At 60.8% G+C, this 16,318-nt stretch carries 19 protein-coding genes; 12 read left to right on the top strand and 7 right to left on the bottom strand.

Translation table 11 applies throughout. From position 1 onward, the window contains the following. Positions 1–12: 12 nt before the first annotated feature. The 6 genes from I3J13_RS06300 to hemC all read right to left on the bottom strand — a co-directional run bounded on the left by I3J13_RS06300 (position 13) and on the right by hemC (position 6,072). Positions 13–744 (bottom strand): glutamine amidotransferase, encoded by a 732-nt coding sequence (locus tag I3J13_RS06300; RefSeq protein ID WP_003523491.1) that lies wholly within the window; start codon positions 742–744, stop codon positions 13–15. Then, complete coding sequence (locus I3J13_RS06295; protein ID WP_020813557.1) at positions 734–1,222, bottom strand: tellurite resistance TerB family protein; 489 nt, start codon at positions 1,220–1,222, stop codon at positions 734–736. The genes I3J13_RS06300 and I3J13_RS06295 overlap by 11 nt, the downstream gene beginning before the upstream one ends. Positions 1,223–1,236: 14 nt before the next feature. Then, positions 1,237–2,853 (bottom strand): heme biosynthesis protein HemY, encoded by a 1,617-nt coding sequence (locus I3J13_RS06290; RefSeq protein ID WP_196378301.1) that lies wholly within the window; start codon positions 2,851–2,853, stop codon positions 1,237–1,239. A gap of 4 nt (positions 2,854–2,857) precedes the next feature. Beyond that, entirely contained in the window at positions 2,858–4,324 is a 1,467-nt protein-coding gene (locus I3J13_RS06285) for a COG4223 family protein (RefSeq protein ID WP_196378300.1), read from the bottom strand. Between the two features lie 73 nt (positions 4,325–4,397). Beyond that, complete coding sequence (locus I3J13_RS06280) at positions 4,398–5,138, bottom strand: uroporphyrinogen-III synthase (protein ID WP_125145319.1); 741 nt, start codon at positions 5,136–5,138, stop codon at positions 4,398–4,400. A gap of 4 nt (positions 5,139–5,142) precedes the next feature. After that, the gene (gene hemC / locus I3J13_RS06275) at positions 5,143–6,072 is read right to left on the bottom strand and encodes a hydroxymethylbilane synthase (RefSeq protein ID WP_142844371.1); all 930 of its coding nucleotides are present in this window, start codon (positions 6,070–6,072) and stop codon (positions 5,143–5,145) included. A 73-nt stretch (positions 6,073–6,145) separates the two neighbouring features. Here hemC and tsaD point away from each other — a divergent pair, with 73 nt between their 5' ends. The 5 genes from tsaD to I3J13_RS06250 all read left to right on the top strand — a co-directional run bounded on the left by tsaD (position 6,146) and on the right by I3J13_RS06250 (position 9,685). After that, a complete protein-coding gene (gene tsaD / locus I3J13_RS06270; protein WP_196378299.1) occupies positions 6,146–7,243 on the top strand; it encodes a tRNA (adenosine(37)-N6)-threonylcarbamoyltransferase complex transferase subunit TsaD in 1,098 nt (365 codons plus the stop codon). Further along, complete coding sequence (locus I3J13_RS06265; protein ID WP_196378298.1) at positions 7,243–8,226, top strand: NAD(P)H-dependent glycerol-3-phosphate dehydrogenase; 984 nt, start codon at positions 7,243–7,245, stop codon at positions 8,224–8,226. The genes tsaD and I3J13_RS06265 overlap by 1 nt, the downstream gene beginning before the upstream one ends. A 63-nt stretch (positions 8,227–8,289) precedes the next feature. Continuing rightward, positions 8,290–8,583 carry a YciI-like protein gene (locus I3J13_RS06260; RefSeq protein WP_196378297.1) on the top strand — a complete coding sequence of 98 codons (294 nt, stop codon included), beginning with the start codon at positions 8,290–8,292 and terminating at the stop codon, positions 8,581–8,583. A 6-nt stretch (positions 8,584–8,589) separates the two neighbouring features. Then, positions 8,590–9,033, top strand: coding sequence for an EVE domain-containing protein (locus I3J13_RS06255; RefSeq protein ID WP_003523502.1), 444 nt, complete (start codon positions 8,590–8,592; stop codon positions 9,031–9,033). Between the two features lie 7 nt (positions 9,034–9,040). Next, positions 9,041–9,685, top strand: coding sequence for a 50S ribosomal protein L11 methyltransferase (locus I3J13_RS06250; RefSeq protein WP_196378296.1), 645 nt, complete (start codon positions 9,041–9,043; stop codon positions 9,683–9,685). A 48-nt stretch (positions 9,686–9,733) separates the two neighbouring features. Here the strand turns inward: I3J13_RS06250 and I3J13_RS06245 are convergent, their stop codons facing one another. Continuing rightward, a complete protein-coding gene (locus I3J13_RS06245) occupies positions 9,734–10,114 on the bottom strand; it encodes a hypothetical protein (RefSeq protein ID WP_196378295.1) in 381 nt (126 codons plus the stop codon). 306 nt (positions 10,115–10,420) lie between these two features. On the opposite strand from I3J13_RS06245, the gene sdhC reads away from it, so the two are divergent. The 7 genes from sdhC (at position 10,421) to zapE (ending at position 16,185) form a co-directional block, all read left to right on the top strand. After that, on the top strand, positions 10,421–10,813 hold the full coding sequence (sdhC, locus tag I3J13_RS06240; protein WP_003523506.1) for a succinate dehydrogenase, cytochrome b556 subunit: 393 nt from the start codon (positions 10,421–10,423) through the stop codon (positions 10,811–10,813). Positions 10,814–10,824: 11 nt separating this feature from the next. Continuing rightward, on the top strand, positions 10,825–11,205 hold the full coding sequence (gene sdhD, locus I3J13_RS06235) for a succinate dehydrogenase, hydrophobic membrane anchor protein (RefSeq protein WP_020811956.1): 381 nt from the start codon (positions 10,825–10,827) through the stop codon (positions 11,203–11,205). Between the two features lie 7 nt (positions 11,206–11,212). Beyond that, positions 11,213–13,054, top strand: a complete 1,842-nt coding sequence (sdhA, locus tag I3J13_RS06230; protein WP_003523508.1) for a succinate dehydrogenase flavoprotein subunit — start codon at positions 11,213–11,215, stop codon at positions 13,052–13,054. A gap of 2 nt (positions 13,055–13,056) precedes the next feature. Further along, positions 13,057–13,392, top strand: a complete 336-nt coding sequence (locus I3J13_RS06225; protein WP_080853028.1) for a succinate dehydrogenase — start codon at positions 13,057–13,059, stop codon at positions 13,390–13,392. Between the two features lie 9 nt (positions 13,393–13,401). Beyond that, positions 13,402–14,181, top strand: a complete 780-nt coding sequence (locus I3J13_RS06220; RefSeq protein ID WP_196378294.1) for a succinate dehydrogenase iron-sulfur subunit — start codon at positions 13,402–13,404, stop codon at positions 14,179–14,181. Positions 14,182–14,386: 205 nt separating this feature from the next. Continuing rightward, positions 14,387–14,929: a protease inhibitor Inh/omp19 family protein gene (locus tag I3J13_RS06215; RefSeq protein ID WP_196378293.1), complete on the top strand. Its 543-nt coding sequence runs from the start codon at positions 14,387–14,389 to the stop codon at positions 14,927–14,929. Between the two features lie 92 nt (positions 14,930–15,021). Further along, complete coding sequence (gene zapE, locus I3J13_RS06210) at positions 15,022–16,185, top strand: cell division protein ZapE (RefSeq protein ID WP_196378292.1); 1,164 nt, start codon at positions 15,022–15,024, stop codon at positions 16,183–16,185. Positions 16,186–16,318 lie beyond the last annotated feature (133 nt).

The following is a 16,318-nucleotide window of genomic DNA, read 5'->3' as shown; positions in this document are numbered from 1 at the left end:
TGGCGATGGGCCTCAGCGCTGCGCCTTGCCCTCAAAAACCAAATCGAGAAAATTGCCGAGCCATGCCCTGAGCGGCGTGTCGAACAGCATGCGGCCTTCCAGATGCTGGCTGCCCACCTGCGCATTGGGCATGCCGAAGCGCTGCGCGCCGCGCACCACCCAGCTATGCATCATGGCGCGGGTCAGTTCGGCGTGAAACTGCAGGCCCCAAGCGTTTTTTCCATAGCGATAGGCCTGATTGGGATAGGTTTCGCCGGAGGCCAGAAGTTCGGCTCCGCGTGGCAGCTCGAACCCTTCCTTGTGGAAATGATAGACCATCTTCGGCCAATGCGGCATCAGAAGCCGCCCGTGTTCGGTGGCATGAAGCGGATACCAGCCGATCTCCACCTTGCCCTCCCTGTCGGCCTCCACCTTGCCGCCGAGATGTTTGGACAGCATCTGCGCGCCGAGACAGATGCCGAGAAAGGGTTTGTTTTCCTTCAACGGCACCTTCAGCCAGTCGATTTCGGCTTTGACGTAGTCATGAGAATCGTTGGCGCTCATCGGGCCGCCGAAAATGATGGCGCCCGCGTGTTTCTCCAGCGTTTGCGGCAGGTCGTCGCCGAGTGCAGGGCGCCTTATATCCAGACGATACCCTTTTTCCACCAGCATCTGGCCGACGCGGCCGGGCGTGGAACGTTCCTGATGCAGGACGATGAGCAGCGATGGTTGTTTTCTCTGTTGCCTGGAAGGGTCAAACAGCATCGTCTTCGTTTTCGCTTTCTTCAGCGGGCCCGGACCTCGTGGCGGCCTGCTGACGTTGCAGAACCCTGTCGCGCACGGATACACCAAGCAGGTCGGCGACTCGCCAGATCACATGGTCTTCCATTTCGCTTCGTTCGCCGTCAGCGTAAACAATATCCCATAATATGCCAATAAGCTCCACGCGCTGATCTTCATCGAGATGGCGGCGTATATCGGTGGTGAAGCGGTAATAATCGACGGCTTCCTTGCCCGCCTCCTGGCCGGCGGCGAGAAGCGCGTCCAGCTTGCCGGCATCGAGATGGTAATAATCCTGCAGTATTTCGCGCAGGCGGTCACGCTCGCTTTTCGAGACGGTGCCATCCGCTTCCATGACCTGGAAACAGAGGGCAGCCACCGCCACCCTCAGATCGTCCGGGCTGAAATCATCCCCATGCGGGCCGACGAGGTTCTGAATAAACGACTGTATTTGCTGGAACATCGATATCCTGTTCGTCAGAAGAGTTTGAGCCGGGTCTTGGGTTCGGCTTCCGCACCGGGTTTCTTGACGCCCGGATCATCCGGCGCGCCGCCGAAAAACGGCACGGCTTCCGCCTTTTCATCCGTGGCATCGGCTTCCACTGGCGCTTCGATTGTGACCGGCTTTTTCTCCTGCGGGACCGATACGGCCGGCTTGACCTCGATCGGTGCGGCCGGGGCGGGTTTCGGGTCGGCGCGTGTCTCCGGCGCGGCTTCGACAATGATCGTCTTCGCGGCCGGTTCGGCCCTTGCGGGCGCTGCGGCAATCGCGTTTTCGATTGTCAGGTCTTCGACTGGAGCTTCGAGCTGGCCGAAAGGCGCTTTCCATTCGAAAGCATCAAGACGGCCGGTGACCGGCGAAACCGGCAGCCATTTTTCCGAAACGACGCCGTCGGCCACCCAGGCGGGGTCGCGCGGCGCGCGCAGCGCCTGCGCCATCCAGTAGCGCACACGGCCCTGATCGCCGGTTTCGGCCTCCTCGATATCGGCCATCAGCAGGAAGATGCTCTCGCGCGGTTCGATCCGGGCGGCGGCCTCGGCCTTGGCCCGCGCCTTGGCGAATTCCTTGGCGTCGAGCGCAGCCTGCGCCACCGCGAACAGGGATTCGATGTTGTTGGGCTTCAGACTTTCCAGCCGCTCGGCCCGTTTCAGCCGGTCGATGGCGGTATCGCCGCTGCGTGCCCGGACATAAAGTTCGGCGATCTGCGGGTGCGGATCGTTCTTCCAGACGGGCTCCAGAACCGTGGCTGCCTTGCGCAGATTGTCTTCCCGGAGATAGGATTTCGCCGCGATCAGCGCTGCCGGAACCAGGCTCTTGGCAAGCTTGAGAGCGTGTTTGGCGTCCTCGCGCGCGCCAACCGGATCGCTTTCCAACTTTTCGCCGGCCTTGGCGGTAAGAAGCACGGCTTTCAGACGTTCCGCCTCACCGCGTTCGATAACGCCGGCCGCCTTCTGCTGGTCGAGCAGGCGGATGGCATCGTCCCACTGTCCGTTGCGGCAGCGGTTTTCCAGCGTCGCCTGCGCGGCCCAGGGCAGATAGGGAGCCTTTTCCGCTGCATCCTCGGCATATTGCTGGGCGGCTTCATAGGCGCCCTGACGGCGGGCCTCGATATAAAGGCCGCGAAGGCCAAGTTCGCGAGTCTCGGGATCGCGGGCCATGGCTTCGAATTTGCGCCGCGCCTCGTCATATTTGCCTTCGATGAGATCGGCCTGCGCATCGAGCAGATGGATCAGCGGCTCCTGATCGGCGCTGAGCAGCCCTTGAGTGCGGGCTGTCATCTTGCGGGCGAGGATGGCATTGCCGGCCCCGGCGGCGATGAGCCCGGTGGAGAGCGCCTGATAACCCCGGTCGCGTTTGCGGGCGCGGAAATAACGACGGGCGGCATTGGGTGAGGTCCAGATGGCATTGACGATCCACCAGACCAGCATGACGGCGGCGACCAGCGCCGCGATGATGGAGGCGGCGACCATCAGGCTCATTTCGATCAGCTGGCCCTGCCAGACGATGGAAAGGACGCCAGGCCTGTCGGCCAGCCAGGAGAAACCGAAGCCGAGAGCCAGAACGATAACGGCGAAAGTCAGAATTCTGGTCATGCCCTTACCCCTGCCTGCCGGTGCTGGTGATGGCGCGGTTCAACGTGCCACCGACCAGATTTTCGACCTCGATGCGTGCATCCAGCGATTTCTTGTAATCGGCGGATGTTGTCTTGGCGGCATCGGGAAGCCCGTTCCATTCAAGCGCCGCGCCCTGCAGATCGCCGTTGCGCAGCTTGTTTTCCATGCGCGCGATCTGGGCTTCTGGGGTCTCGCCCTCGATATTTCCGACCGGGCGCACCTTCACCAGCGAAAAGGCGCTTTCGGTCAGGCGTTCCATAATGCCCTGATTGGGGTCAGGCTGGTTGATCGCGGAAAGCATCGCATTGGCGACGTCAGGGAATTTCTGCATCAGTTCCGAACGTGACGGCACACCGGTTGCGGCGAAGGATTGCAGCGATGCGATGGCCGGATCGTCGGGCGTTACCTTGGACAGCGTGTCGAGTTCCGTCAGGAACGGCCCACCGCGATCGATCGCGGCCTTCAGCGCCGCGGAAGCGATGGCGCGGGCGACTTCGATATCGTCGCGCGGCTCGTTGATCTTGGCTTCCGCATCCGCAAGGCGGCGTGTCAGTTCCGCCGTCGCCGATGCCTGTGCGGATCGCTCCGACTGGAGGGTGGATTCCAGCGCGGCGATTTTTTCCGACAGTCCATCCACCTGCGGTGCCTCGCCCTTTGCGCCTTCGAGGGTTGCGATGCGCTGTTCCAGCGCGGAGGTGTCGCCGACCGGCGCATTGGCAAGCTGTTGCCGCAAGCTGCCGAGATCGGTTTTCAGTGCGGCGATTTCTTCGCTTCCCGCCCTGCCTGCATTGAAGGAGGGCAGGATGCCGGCATATTGCATGCTGCCGGCGGCGGCGAGCGCGACAAGGCCGCCGACGATACCTGCCGCGATCAGGCCGGAGGTCGCGGCCTGTTTGCGCTCCGCCGGCTGCGGTGTGGAGGGCTTTGCCGGACCTGAGGCGGAGGTCGCCGTCGTTGGTTTTGCAGCGGTGGCGCTGCTGGATGCGCTGGAGGACGCTGTGGAGCCGAAGGCCGGCTTCGCAGCAGCTGCTGCAGCCGCAGCCGCGCTCGTGTCGGTGGTGCCCGTCGACGGTTTTGTATCGGCTTTAGGCGAAACGGGGGCCGGCGAGACGGGGTCTTTCTGCCTGTCTGCGGGCTGCTTGTCTGCGGCGCTCTCAGCCTTCGGTGCCGTGGCTACGGATTCCGCTTTGCCGACATTGGGTTCGGGCTCGATAGGGGTTTTCTTGGGCTGGTCCCAGATGGGGGCGGGGTTTCCCGTTGCGGCTGCTTCGGGCTTTGTCTCTGAAACACCCGGCTCTGCGGTGGCCTCAGGTGTTTTGTCACCGGGCTTTTCGTCCGTCTTGGCAGCGTCCACGTCGGCGGAAATTGCTTTCACGTCTTTGGCGTCCAGGTCGATGGTGACCGGTTCGGCTTTGGACTTGGAGTGGCGTGGCGGCTTTCCCGATACCATGACAACCTCATTTCTGCCTGCAGTAATCTAAACCTAGTCAGTGACGGCGGCAAAGGAAAGAGGCGAGCTCGAATTAGGTTCCAGAGTTGTGGCGTAGAAGTTCGAACATCGCGGCCTCGCTCGGTTCTTCGGCGGCCTTGGCGTTTGCGCGGAAGATTTCCGGAACGAGAGAAAACACGTTGCGGCTGATGCAGATGAATTGTGTCGTTGCCAGCGCCGCCACGTATTTTTCCGTCGATACATGATGAAAAAACGCCCGCGCCGCTTCCGATGAATAGAGCAGGACCACATCGGCAGCGCTTTCGACAAGCGCCGTCTCTAGCATCGTCTCCGAAATGTCGGAGGGCAGCATCTCGTAACAATCGACCGTTCTGATCGGAATGCCGGCGGCGGTAAGGCCTTCCTCGAAGACGGCGCCACGGGGCCTGCCGGCGAGATAAAGCAGGGGCTCTTCTTCGGAAAATAGAGTCCGGTGCTCAGTCACCAGCGCGGTCAGACTCACGGCGTCGCCGGAGGCGGTGAAAATCCGTTCGAAGCCTGTTTTTCCCGCCGCTTCCGCCGTTGCTCCGCCGACGGCGAAAAGCGGTTTTGACAGATAGGGAGCCAGCCCGTCCCGTGATGTTTCCAGCGCCCGCAGCGCCTCGGCACTGGTCACCGCGATGGCCGCCAGCGGGGCGGATAGCACCGAGACGGCGCGTTCCCCATGATGGGCGGGATAAAACAGCGGAAGAAGCACCGGCGCATGGCCAAGCGCTTCAAGCTTTGCGGCCGTCCTTTCGCCCGAACGCTGCGGCCGGGTGACGACGATCCGCATCGGCTCAGCTCCAGCCTTCGAAGAAATTGCTGCCCGCCTTGGCGCGCACGTCTTCGCCGGCCTGCCGGCCGAGCTTTGCCGCATCGCGGCGGTTGCCGGAGGCTTCGATGCCGTGGCTCGTTTGGCCATCGGGGGTGAGGATCAGGCCGGAAAAATGCAATTCCTCGCCATCGCAGGTGGCGTAGCCGGCAATCGGCGTGCGACAGGAACCATCGAGTGCTGCCAGAAAGGCGCGCTCGCAGGTCACGGCATCATGAGTGGGCCTGTCGTTTATGGGTGCGAGCAGTTCGTCCATGCGCGCATCGCCGATGCGGCTTTCCACGCCGATTGCGCCCTGGGCGGGAGCAGGAGGGAATTCCTTCGGGTCGAGAATTTCCGTCGGCACATTGTCCTTACCAAGTCTCTTCAGACCCGCAAAGGCGAGAAGCGTCGCATCCGCCTGGCCTTCCTCCAGCTTGCGCAGGCGGGTATCGACCTGACCGCGGAAGATGATAACGCTCAGATCCGGCCGCAGGCGGCGGATCAGCGCCTGGCGGCGCAGGGATGCGGAGCCGACCACGGCGCCCTGCGGCAGTTCCAGCAGCTTCGGTGCGGTGCGGCCGATGAAGGCGTCGCGTATGTCTTCGCGCGGCAGGAAAGCGGACAGATAGAGCCCTTCGGGCAGAAGGGTCGGCATGTCCTTGGAGGAATGCACGGCCATATCGAGTTCGCCGGATAGAAGCTGGCTTTCCAGCTCCTCGGTAAACAGGCCCTTGCCGCCGATCTCCGATAAAGCACGGTCGGTTATCCGGTCGCCCTTGGTGGACAGCACGACGATTTCGAACATTTCTTCCGGCAGGCCATGCGCCGCCATCAGCCGGTTGCGCGTCTCGTAAGCCTGCGCGAGCGCCAGCGGGCTGCCGCGCGTGCCGATTCGGAAAGGTTTTGTTTGCATCCGCGTCTATCCATTGTTACCGGAGTTGTCTTAGACCAACTCAGCGCATGATCGCAATGAACGAACAGATTTGATGACCCCCTTTCTTCGTATCCTCGGCATAGAGACAAGCTGTGACGAAACCGCTGCATCCATTGTGGTTCGGCATGCGGACGGCCATGGCGAGATCGTCTCCGACGTCGTTTTGTCGCAGCTTGAGGAACACAGCGCCTATGGCGGCGTGGTGCCGGAAATTGCCGCGCGCGCCCATGTCGAGGCGCTGGATACGCTGGTGGAAGAAGCGCTGGAGCAGGCGGGCGTGACCCTTGCCGATGTCGACGCCATCGCCGCCACCTCCGGCCCCGGCCTCATCGGCGGCCTGCTGGTGGGCTTGATGACGGGCAAGGCCATCGCCAAGGCGGCCGGCAAGCCGCTTTACGCCATCAACCATCTGGAAGGCCACGCGCTGACGGCGCGCCTCACCGACGGTCTGTCTTTTCCTTATCTGATGCTGCTCGTCTCCGGCGGCCATACCCAACTGGTGCTGGTGCGTGGCGTGGGCGATTATGAGCGTTGGGGCACCACCATCGATGACGCGCTGGGGGAGGCCTTCGACAAGACCGCGAAACTTCTGGGCCTGCCCTATCCGGGCGGGCCTGCGGTCGAGAAGGCGGCGGCGAAGGGTGATCCGAACCGCTTCCCGCTTCCGCGCCCTATGGTCGGCGAAGCACGGCTCGATTTTTCCTTTTCCGGCCTGAAGACGGCGGTGCGGCAGGCTGCTACCGCCATCGCGCCGCTTTCCGAGCAGGATATCGCCGATATCTGCGCCTCGTTCCAGAAGGCGGTGTCGCGCACGCTCAAGGATCGGATCGGCCGTGGCCTTGTCCGTTTCAGGCAGGAATTTCCGCATACAGAAACCGAGCCTGCTCTGGTCGTCGCCGGCGGCGTCGCCGCCAATCAGGAAATCCGCCAGACGCTGCAATCGCTTTGCGATACCCATGGCTTCCGCTTCGTCGCGCCGCCGCACCGGCTCTGCACCGATAATGCCGCGATGATCGCCTGGGCGGGGCTGGAGCGCATGGCGGACGGCCGGGACCCCGATCCGCTCGAAATCCCGCCGCGCTCGCGCTGGCCGCTGGATGGCAGTGCGGAGACATTGATCGGTTTCGGTAAAAGGGGAGCCAAGGCCTGATGCAGCGGGAGAAAATCGTCGTCATCGGCGCTGGCGCCTTCGGAACAGCGCTCGCCGTCGTCATCGCGCTGGAAAACCGGCATGACGTGACCCTGCTCGGCCGCGATCCATCGCTGATGGCCGACCTCAGGAGCGACGGCGTGCACGAGGCGGCCCTGCCGGGCGTCGATCTGCCGGATGCGCTTGAATTTTCCGCCGAGCCCGATGTGCTGGCCGGCGCCGGCATCGTCCTCTTCGCCATGCCCTCGCAGGCTCATGCCGATGCGGCCCGTCATTACGGCCCTTATCTGGCTAATGACTCCATCATTGTCACCTGCGCCAAGGGTATCGACCGCAGCTCCGGCCGGCTGCTGACGGAACTTCTGGAAGCGGAACTGCCGCATCATCCGATTGCGGTTCTGTCCGGTCCGGGCTTTGCGGCCGACATAGCGCGTGGTTTGCCGACGGCCATGGCGATTGCGGCGGAAGATGCGGCGATAGCCGAGCGGCTTGCGACCACGATTTCCGGCAAGACCTTCCGGCTTTATGCCTCGACCGACCGCATCGGCGTGCAGCTTGGCGGGGCGCTGAAGAATGTTCTTGCCATTGCCGCCGGCATCGTCGAAGGCGCGGGTCTTGGCGATTCCGCCCGGGCGGCGTTGATTTCGCGCGGTCTTGCCGAAATGTCGCGTCTCATCGTTGCGATGGGCGGCAAGGCGGACACGGTGCGCGGCCTCTCGGGCCTCGGCGATCTGGTGCTGACCGCCACCAGCCACCAGTCTCGAAACCTGCGTTTCGGTATCGCGCTTGGCCGGGGTGAGGGCAAGGATATGTCCGGCGGGCTGGTGGAGGGCGCTTTCGCGGCAGCCGTCGCTGCCCGGCTCGGGGAAAGTCACGCTGTTGACATGCCGGTTACCGAAGCGGTGGCCGCTATCATTGACGGCAATCTGGATGTGGCGAGCGCCATGCAACAATTGATGACACGGCCCATCACCACTGAATGAGGGCGGGCCTTCGCTCCAAACCGCTGACGCGTTTGGAAGAGATGTTTTAACGAGGAGACGAAAATGCTGTTTGCCTTTATCTGCAAGGACAAGTCCGGCCATCTGAATGTGCGCATGGAAACGCGCCCGGCGCATCTGGAGCACCTGAACAAGCTGAATGCCGAGGGCACGCTGAAGATCGCCGGTCCGTTTCTGGATGCCGAAGGCAAGCCGAATGGCAGTCTCGTGATCGTTGACGCCGCCGATATCGATGCCGCGAAGGCTCTTGCCGATGCCGATCCTTACGCCAAGGCCGGCCTGTTCGAAAGCGTTGACGTGAAGCCCTATAATTGGGTCTTCAACAATCCGGGAGCATGACCGGACATGGCGAATTACTGGCTTTACAAGTCCGAGCCGTTCAAATGGTCCTGGGAAATGCAGAAGGCCAAGGGCGAGGCGGGCGAAGAATGGACTGGCGTGCGCAATTATCAGGCGCGCAACAACATGCGCGCCATGAAGATCGGCGACAAGGGTTTCTTCTACCACTCCAATGAGGGGCTGGATGTCGTCGGCATCGTCGAAGTCTGCGCATTGTCGCATCCGGACTCGACCGCCGAAGGCGATCTGAAATGGGATTGCGTGGATATCCGCGCCGTCTGCGACATGCCGCAGCCCGTTTCGCTGAAGGATGTGAAAGCCAATCCGAAGCTGGCGAAGATGTCGCTTGTCACTTCCATGCGGCTTTCCGTGCAGCCGGTGACGGAAGAGGAATATCTCGAGGTCTGCCGCATGGGCGGTCTCGCCAATCCACCGAAGTCACCGGACTGATGCTTCGGTGAGGACCGATCCCGAACGCTTCATTCTCGACAATACCGCCATCATGCATCCGCCGCATGTGCCGGAGTTGCGTCTTCATCTCGCCACCGAAGCCCATGAGCTGTGGCTGAAGACGGAGGAGGAGCTGGAAGCGATCGGTCTGCCGCCGCCCTTCTGGGCCTTCGCCTGGGCCGGCGGGCAGGGGCTTGCCCGCTACGTTCTCGATCATCCCGACAGCGTTTCCGGCAGGCGCGTGCTGGATTTCGCCAGCGGCTCCGGTCTGGTCGCCATCGCTGCGGCAAAGGCGGGCGCGGATACTGTTCTGGCGGCCGATATCGATCCGTGGACAGAGACGGCCATTCGGCTGAATGCGGCTCTCAATGGCGTGGACGTTGCTTTCACCGGGCTTGATCTGGTTGGGAAAGCGATTGAAGCGGATGTTCTGCTGGCCGGCGACGTGTTTTACGACCGTGCCTTTGCCGATCTTCTCGTTCCATGGTTTCTGGAACTGACGGAAAAAGGCGTGATCATCCTCGTCGGCGATCCCGGACGCGCTTATTTGCCCAAAGAGCGGCTCCGCGCGGAGGCGACCTATCAGGTGCCGGTGACGCGGGCGCTGGAAGACAGCGAAGTGAAGAAGACCACAGTGTGGCGTTTCATCTGATCAGCGCATCACGCATTTGCAGTAAACCAGCCTCTTGCCGGAAATACTCTATGGCCGGATAATGCAGACGCCATGTTCATAGGCGCAGGTGTCGCCAGCGGTTTCAGCACGGACATTGATGATTTTCGCCTTTGGCGCAAGCTGCGTGCCCGTTGCAACCGCTGCGCTTTTACGTGAAAGCCCGCCGCCGATTGCGAAATAATTGCCGTTGCCGCGAACGCGTAGCGCCGATATCGCCCCCACGTAAGTACCGCCGGAGAGGGTGGATGGCAGCCCGTCCGTGGAGAAGCTCACCTGTGATTGACGGTGTTGATAGTCGTGCTGATAATCACGTCGGCCATAAGAATTCTCTGCCGCCGCCGGAGGCACCACGGTGAAAATGACGCCTGCGACCATCATGGTCAAAGCGGCGATTCGGCGCTGTAACATGAGCCTCATTCTCCGGATTTTCTTGGTTAACCAAAGGTAAATTACACGATTCATGAATTACGTAAAGGTAAATATTTTAGGGGCGTAAATCTTGGAAACGCTCGATTTTTTATTTTGACGCAAAAAAATTCCAAAAAAAATTCGTGAACCAATCGATTAAATTGGAATCGGCCATGAAATGTGCTTGTCGTGATGCTCCCATGTGATTAAACGTCGCGGTTGGTGCAATGCACATTCTTTCGTCATGTGCTGTTGCTTGGGGGCGTCCTGTCTGATGGGCGCACGGGAAAACGCCGCGAGGTTCTGATGGCGAATGCGACTAATAACCGGCCTCTGTCGCCGCATCTTCAAGTTTACAAGCTGATTCCGACGATGGTTGCATCCATCGTGCACCGCATCACGGGCGGCGCGCTTTATTTCGGAACGCTTCTGGTTGCCTGGTGGCTGATCGCAATCGCCTCGGGTCCTGCCTATTACGACTGGGTCAACTGGGCGATGGGTACGATCATCGGCAGGCTCATCCTGATCGGATACACCTGGGCTTTGGTTCATCACATGCTTGGCGGCCTTCGCCATTTCATGTGGGATCTGGGCTACGGCTTCGAAAAGCACTTTACCACCAAGCTGGCAAAGGCCTCGTGGGTGGTGTCGATCTGTCTGACCGCGCTGATCTGGGTCATTGCCCTGATCGTGCGCTGAGGAGATTTTTCATGGATATGCGTACACCTCTCGGAAAGGTTCGCGGCCTCGGCTCCGCCAAGGAAGGCACCGACCATTTCTGGCGTCAGCGCGTGACTGCGGTCGCCAACGTTCCGTTGCTCATCTTCTTTGTCGTCTTCCTCATCAGATATGCCGGCGCCCCCTATCCTGAAGTCGTTGCGGCGCTGTCGAACCCGCTCGTTGCGGTCATCATGGCTCTGGTTTTGGTTTCCGGCCTCATCCACATGAAGCTCGGCATGCAGGTCATCATTGAAGACTACATTCACGCCGAGGTTTCGAAGCTCGTTCTTCTGATGCTCAATATGTTTTTCGCGGTTCTCATTGGCGGTCTTTGCATCTTCGCCATTCTGAAAATCGCATTCGCAGGATAATCCCGCCATGGCATCGATCAGTTCACCTTCCCAGAATGGCAAGGCTTACACCTATGTCGATCACTCCTATGATGTGATCGTGGTGGGCGCCGGCGGCGCGGGTCTGCGCGCAACGCTCGGCATGGCGGAACAGGGTTTCCGCACGGCCTGCATCACCAAGGTTTTCCCGACGCGCTCCCACACGGTTGCGGCGCAGGGCGGCATTGCCGCATCGCTCACCAACATGACGCCCGACTGTTGGCAGTGGCACCTTTACGACACCGTAAAGGGCTCCGACTGGCTGGGCGACGTCGATGCGATGCAATATCTCGCCATGGAAGCGCCGAAGGCGGTCTATGAGCTGGAACATTACGGCGTGCCTTTCTCGCGCAACGAAGAAGGCAAGATCTACCAGCGCCCGTTCGGCGGTCACATGCAGAATTACGGCGAAGGTCCGCCGGTGCAGCGCACCTGCGCCGCCGCCGACCGTACCGGTCACGCCATTCTGCACACGCTTTATGGCCAGTCGCTGCGCAACAATGCGGAATTCTTCATCGAATATTTCGCGCTCGACCTCATCATGTCTCCCGACGGCCGCTGCACCGGCGTCGTCGCCTGGAACCTCGATGACGGCACGATCCATCGCTTTGCCGCCAAGATGGTGGTTCTGGCGACCGGCGGTTACGGCCGCGCCTATTTCTCGGCGACCTCGGCCCATACCTGCACCGGCGACGGCGGCGGCATGATCGCACGCGCCGGCCTGCCGCTTCAGGACATGGAATTCGTGCAGTTCCACCCGACCGGTATTTATGGCGCAGGCTGCCTGATCACCGAAGGTGCACGCGGCGAAGGCGGTTATCTCGTCAACTCCGAAGGCGAGCGCTTCATGGAGCGTTATGCGCCTTCCGCGAAGGACCTTGCCTCGCGCGACGTTGTCTCGCGCTGCATGACGATGGAAATCCGTGAAGGCCGCGGCGTCGGCAAGAACAAGGACCACATCTTCCTGCACCTCGATCACCTCGATCCGGCGATCCTGCATGAGCGTCTTCCGGGCATTTCCGAAAGCGCGAAGATTTTCGCCGGTGTCGATGTGACCCGCGAGCCGATCCCGGTCCTGCCGACGGTTCACTACAATATGGGCGGCATTCCGACCAACTACTGGGGTGAAGTGCTGAATGCCGATGCCAACAACCCGGAACGTATCGCGCCCGGCCTGATGGCTGTTGGCGAAGCCGGCTGCGCCTCGGTTCACGGTGCCAACCGCCTCGGCTCCAACTCGCTGATCGACCTCGTGGTCTTCGGTCGTGCAGCCGCGATCCGCGCCGCTCAGGTCATCAATCGTGACGAGGCTGTTCCCGCCCTCGATACGGCTGCCTGCGACAAGATCATGGAGCGCTTCAACGGTCTGCGTTACGCCAACGGCTCGACGCCGACGGCGGTGCTGCGCGACAAGATGCAGCGCGCCATGCAGGACGATGCGGCCGTGTTCCGCACGCAGGAATCGCTGGAAAGCGGTTGCCAGCGCCTTTCCGCCATCTGGAAGGAACTGCCTGACGTCAAGGTCACCGACCGTTCGATGGTGTGGAACTCCGATCTGGTCGAGACGCTCGAGCTGCACAACCTCATGGCCAATGCGATCACCACGGTCTATGGTGCGGAAGCGCGCAAGGAAAGCCGCGGTTCGCACGCCCGCGAGGATTTCGTCGACGGTCCGTTCGCCGGTCGCGACGACGTGAACTGGCGCAAGCACACACTTGCCTGGGTCAGCCCGGAAGGTGACGTCAAGCTCGACTATCGCCCTGTTCACACCGACCTCATCGCTGACGGCATTGATCCCAAAAAGATCGAGCCGAAGGCGCGAGTATATTGATCATGGGAAAGCGCATCGGTCTTGTTTTTTTGATTGGTGTTCTAGCGGCTGCCGCACCTGCGGTGGCTGCTGAGCGCTACAAGTTGCGTGCTCCCGGTGGGAATACTGCTGCGGTTTTCAACGACGTCGGCGTATGGAAAACCGCCAAAGCAGCGATGAATGCCCGTATCTCGGTTGGTAATCCGGTTACGGCGCAGAATTTGGAATGCGTCGCCAGACCTGGCACAAAAGCCGAGGTCATAAAGCGCGAAGGCTCGGTCGCTTATGTGCGAGCCAGCGACGCGCTGTTCGGTGGTTGCAAGGGTTATGTGAAGTCCGAATTCCTGTCGGCATACTAGGATTTTATCATGGTTGAACTCGCTCTCCCCAAGAATTCCCAGATCAGCGAAGGCAAGGTCTGGCCCAAGCCGGACGGCGCCACGAATGTGCGCGAATACCGCATCTATCGCTGGAACCCGGATGACGGCCAGAACCCGCGCATCGACACCTATTATATCGATGTCGACGATTGCGGGCCGATGGTTCTCGATGCGCTTCTCTACATCAAGAACAATATCGACCCGACGCTGACGCTGCGCCGCTCCTGCCGCGAAGGCATCTGCGGCTCCTGCGCCATGAACATCGACGGCACCAACACGCTCGCCTGCACCAAGGGCATGGAAGAGATCAACGGCACGGTAAAGGTTTATCCGCTGCCGCATATGCCCGTCGTGAAGGACCTCGTTCCCGATCTGTCGAACTTCTACGCCCAGCATCGTTCCATCGAACCCTGGCTGAAGACGGTTTCGCCGACGCCCGCCAAGGAGTGGAAGCAGAGCCATGAGGACCGCCTGAAGCTGGACGGTCTTTATGAGTGCATTCTCTGCGCCTGCTGCTCCACCTCCTGTCCCAGCTACTGGTGGAATGGCGACCGTTATCTTGGTCCGGCCGTTCTGCTACAGGCCTATCGCTGGTTGATCGACAGCCGCGATGAGGCAACCGGCGAGCGTCTCGACAATCTCGAGGACCCGTTCCGCCTTTACCGCTGCCATACCATCATGAACTGCGCGCAGGCTTGCCCGAAGGGCTTGAACCCGGCCAAGGCGATCGCGGAAATCAAGAAGATGATGGTCGAGCGTCGCGTCTGAAGGCGATTCGCTGACGACAGAAAATTTAGCGGGCCGCGGTCTCGACCGTGGCCCTTTTTACAACCCGGCGTGGGAAAATTCGGTAAAAATCGACCGAAATGGTAATTATCCCGGCCATCGCTTGCGCAAGATAAGGCTTTGGTAATAATTCAGCCTTCTTGTTTGATCATGATCTTTCCGGAAGCGAGAGAATCGGGAGCTTGATATGCAATTCAGATATGTGGTGACGGGCCTTGCGGTTGTGATGACTCTCGCCGGTTGCCAACGTACCTCCTACGATTACAACAACAACGCCAGCAACAATCCCGGTTATACGCCGCCTTTGCAGGCGCAGCCGGTGCCCTCCGTCCAGTCCGGCGCCCTGCCGCCGCCCGGTGGCGCCACGGGCGGCCAGTTCCCGTCGGCACCTGCCTCGGCCGCTCCTGGCGGAACCAATGTCGCTTCTGCCGCTCCGCCGGCAGCCGCACTTGACGTTACCAAGGAATCCATGGTCGGCAACTGGCGCGTTTCCAATGGCGGCGCCAATTGCGACATGTTCCTGACGCTCACCAATCTCGGCAGCGGTTCTCGTGGCGGCACGCGTGGTTGCGCGGGCGAGCTGACGGCGATGGGGTCCTGGGAAGTGTCCGGCAAGATGGTTCTCTTCAAGAACCGTTCGGGTGACACGATTGGCCGCGTCTACAAGAGTGCCGATGCGCGCTTTGATGGCACCACCAATAGCGGCCAGCCGCTCAGCCTCAGCCGATGAGTCTATCCGGTGCAGCCGGAACGCTCTTTTCGCTCTAAGCCTGTCCATTCGTCGCGGGTGCCTTTGTGCGCCCGCGTCCGAGGCGTTTATCCATGAAGCCCTTGCCTGACTACAATCATAGTGTCGTTGAACAGCTCAACGCATTGACGGCAGCTGGCAGCTTGCAGGCCGATGCCGCCCAGCTTGGCGTGGCGGCGCATCTGGATCGTATCCTTGCCGATCTGAAGGCGCGGAAGCCCGCCAAGAAGAAGAGCGCGCTCGGCTGGATGTTTGCGCGCAAGTCCGGACCTGCGGCAGCCGTCAAGGGACTATATGTCTATGGCAGCGTCGGCCGCGGCAAGACGATGCTGATGGACATGTTCTACGAGATGGCGCCCGTTTCTTCCAAACGGCGCTGCCATTTTCATGAGTTCATGGCGGATGTGCATAATCGCGTGCATGCGCATCGGCAGAAGCTGAAGAATGGCGAAACCAAACAGGCAGATCCGATTCCGCCCGTCGCGGCGCAGCTCCTGGCGGAAGCGGAGCTTCTGTGCTTCGACGAATTCACGGTCACGGATATTGCCGATGCGATGATCCTTGCGCGGCTGTTCAGCGAGCTGTTCGCCAATGGTTGTACATTGGTGACGACCTCCAACGTCGTGCCGGACAATCTCTACAAGGATGGTCTCAATCGTGGCCTGTTCCTGCCGTTCGTCGATCTCTTGAAAAAGCATGTGGAGGTGGTGACGCTGGACAGCCCCACCGATTACCGGATGGAGAAGCTGGAAAGCCTGCCCGTCTATGTCACGCCGCTCGACGGTTCGGCGGATCAGGCGATGGACATGGCATGGCGGCACATGATTGCCGGTCACCTCGTTGCACCGACCGAGATACCGATGAAGGGCCGCTCCATTCTGGTGCCGCGCGCCAGCGGCCGGGTAGCCCGGTTTTCCTTTTCCGATCTCTGCGAAAAGCCGCTTGGGGCTTCTGACTTCCTTGCCATCGCCAATCGTTTCGATACGGTCTTCATCGACCATATCCCGTTCTTGAATGCGGACAAGCGCAACGAGACCAAGCGTTTCATCATTCTCATCGATGCGCTTTACGACCACAGCGTCAGGCTTTTTGCCTCTGCTGCCGCCATGCCGGAAGACCTGCTCGGCAAGCGCAAGGGGACCGAAGGTTTCGAGTTCGATCGCACCGCCTCGCGCCTGTTTGAAATGCGCAGCGCGGATTATCTGGCGCTGCACCACGAAAAACGCCAGAAAGTTTGACACTTTCGTGACGTATTTTCTTACGTTTACGTAAGAAAATAATGATCTAAACGATTGAAAATATTCACCAGAAAAGAATCTGTTGCCAATTTTAGCCAATGGGGCTAATCGGAGTGCGACAATTTGGCTGCCG

This window comes from Agrobacterium leguminum (genome assembly GCF_015704895.1).
GTDB classification, from domain to species: domain Bacteria; phylum Pseudomonadota; class Alphaproteobacteria; order Rhizobiales; family Rhizobiaceae; genus Agrobacterium; species Agrobacterium leguminum.
Note: the sequence above shows the minus strand (reverse complement) of the source record. Positions and strands in the feature narration are given on the sequence as shown.

Bases quoted from the DNA above. Each gene is read 5' to 3' on its own strand.
- I3J13_RS06300 (WP_003523491.1), bottom strand. From the start codon at position 744: ATGCTGTTTGACCCTTCCAGGCAACAGAGAAAACAACCATCGCTGCTC.
- I3J13_RS06295 (WP_020813557.1), bottom strand. From the start codon at position 1,222: ATGTTCCAGCAAATACAGTCGTTTATTCAGAACCTCGTCGGCCCGCAT.
- I3J13_RS06290 (WP_196378301.1), bottom strand. From the start codon at position 2,853: ATGACCAGAATTCTGACTTTCGCCGTTATCGTTCTGGCTCTCGGCTTC.
- I3J13_RS06285 (WP_196378300.1), bottom strand. From the start codon at position 4,324: ATGGTATCGGGAAAGCCGCCACGCCACTCCAAGTCCAAAGCCGAACCG.
- I3J13_RS06280 (WP_125145319.1), bottom strand. From the start codon at position 5,138: ATGCGGATCGTCGTCACCCGGCCGCAGCGTTCGGGCGAAAGGACGGCC.
- hemC (WP_142844371.1), bottom strand. From the start codon at position 6,072: ATGCAAACAAAACCTTTCCGAATCGGCACGCGCGGCAGCCCGCTGGCG.
- tsaD (WP_196378299.1), top strand. From the start codon at position 6,146: ATGACCCCCTTTCTTCGTATCCTCGGCATAGAGACAAGCTGTGACGAA.
- I3J13_RS06265 (WP_196378298.1), top strand. From the start codon at position 7,243: ATGCAGCGGGAGAAAATCGTCGTCATCGGCGCTGGCGCCTTCGGAACA.
- I3J13_RS06260 (WP_196378297.1), top strand. From the start codon at position 8,290: ATGCTGTTTGCCTTTATCTGCAAGGACAAGTCCGGCCATCTGAATGTG.
- I3J13_RS06255 (WP_003523502.1), top strand. From the start codon at position 8,590: ATGGCGAATTACTGGCTTTACAAGTCCGAGCCGTTCAAATGGTCCTGG.
- I3J13_RS06245 (WP_196378295.1), bottom strand. From the start codon at position 10,114: ATGTTACAGCGCCGAATCGCCGCTTTGACCATGATGGTCGCAGGCGTC.
- sdhC (WP_003523506.1), top strand. From the start codon at position 10,421: ATGGCGAATGCGACTAATAACCGGCCTCTGTCGCCGCATCTTCAAGTT.
- sdhD (WP_020811956.1), top strand. From the start codon at position 10,825: ATGGATATGCGTACACCTCTCGGAAAGGTTCGCGGCCTCGGCTCCGCC.
- sdhA (WP_003523508.1), top strand. From the start codon at position 11,213: ATGGCATCGATCAGTTCACCTTCCCAGAATGGCAAGGCTTACACCTAT.
- I3J13_RS06225 (WP_080853028.1), top strand. From the start codon at position 13,057: ATGGGAAAGCGCATCGGTCTTGTTTTTTTGATTGGTGTTCTAGCGGCT.
- I3J13_RS06220 (WP_196378294.1), top strand. From the start codon at position 13,402: ATGGTTGAACTCGCTCTCCCCAAGAATTCCCAGATCAGCGAAGGCAAG.
- I3J13_RS06215 (WP_196378293.1), top strand. From the start codon at position 14,387: ATGCAATTCAGATATGTGGTGACGGGCCTTGCGGTTGTGATGACTCTC.
- zapE (WP_196378292.1), top strand. From the start codon at position 15,022: ATGAAGCCCTTGCCTGACTACAATCATAGTGTCGTTGAACAGCTCAAC.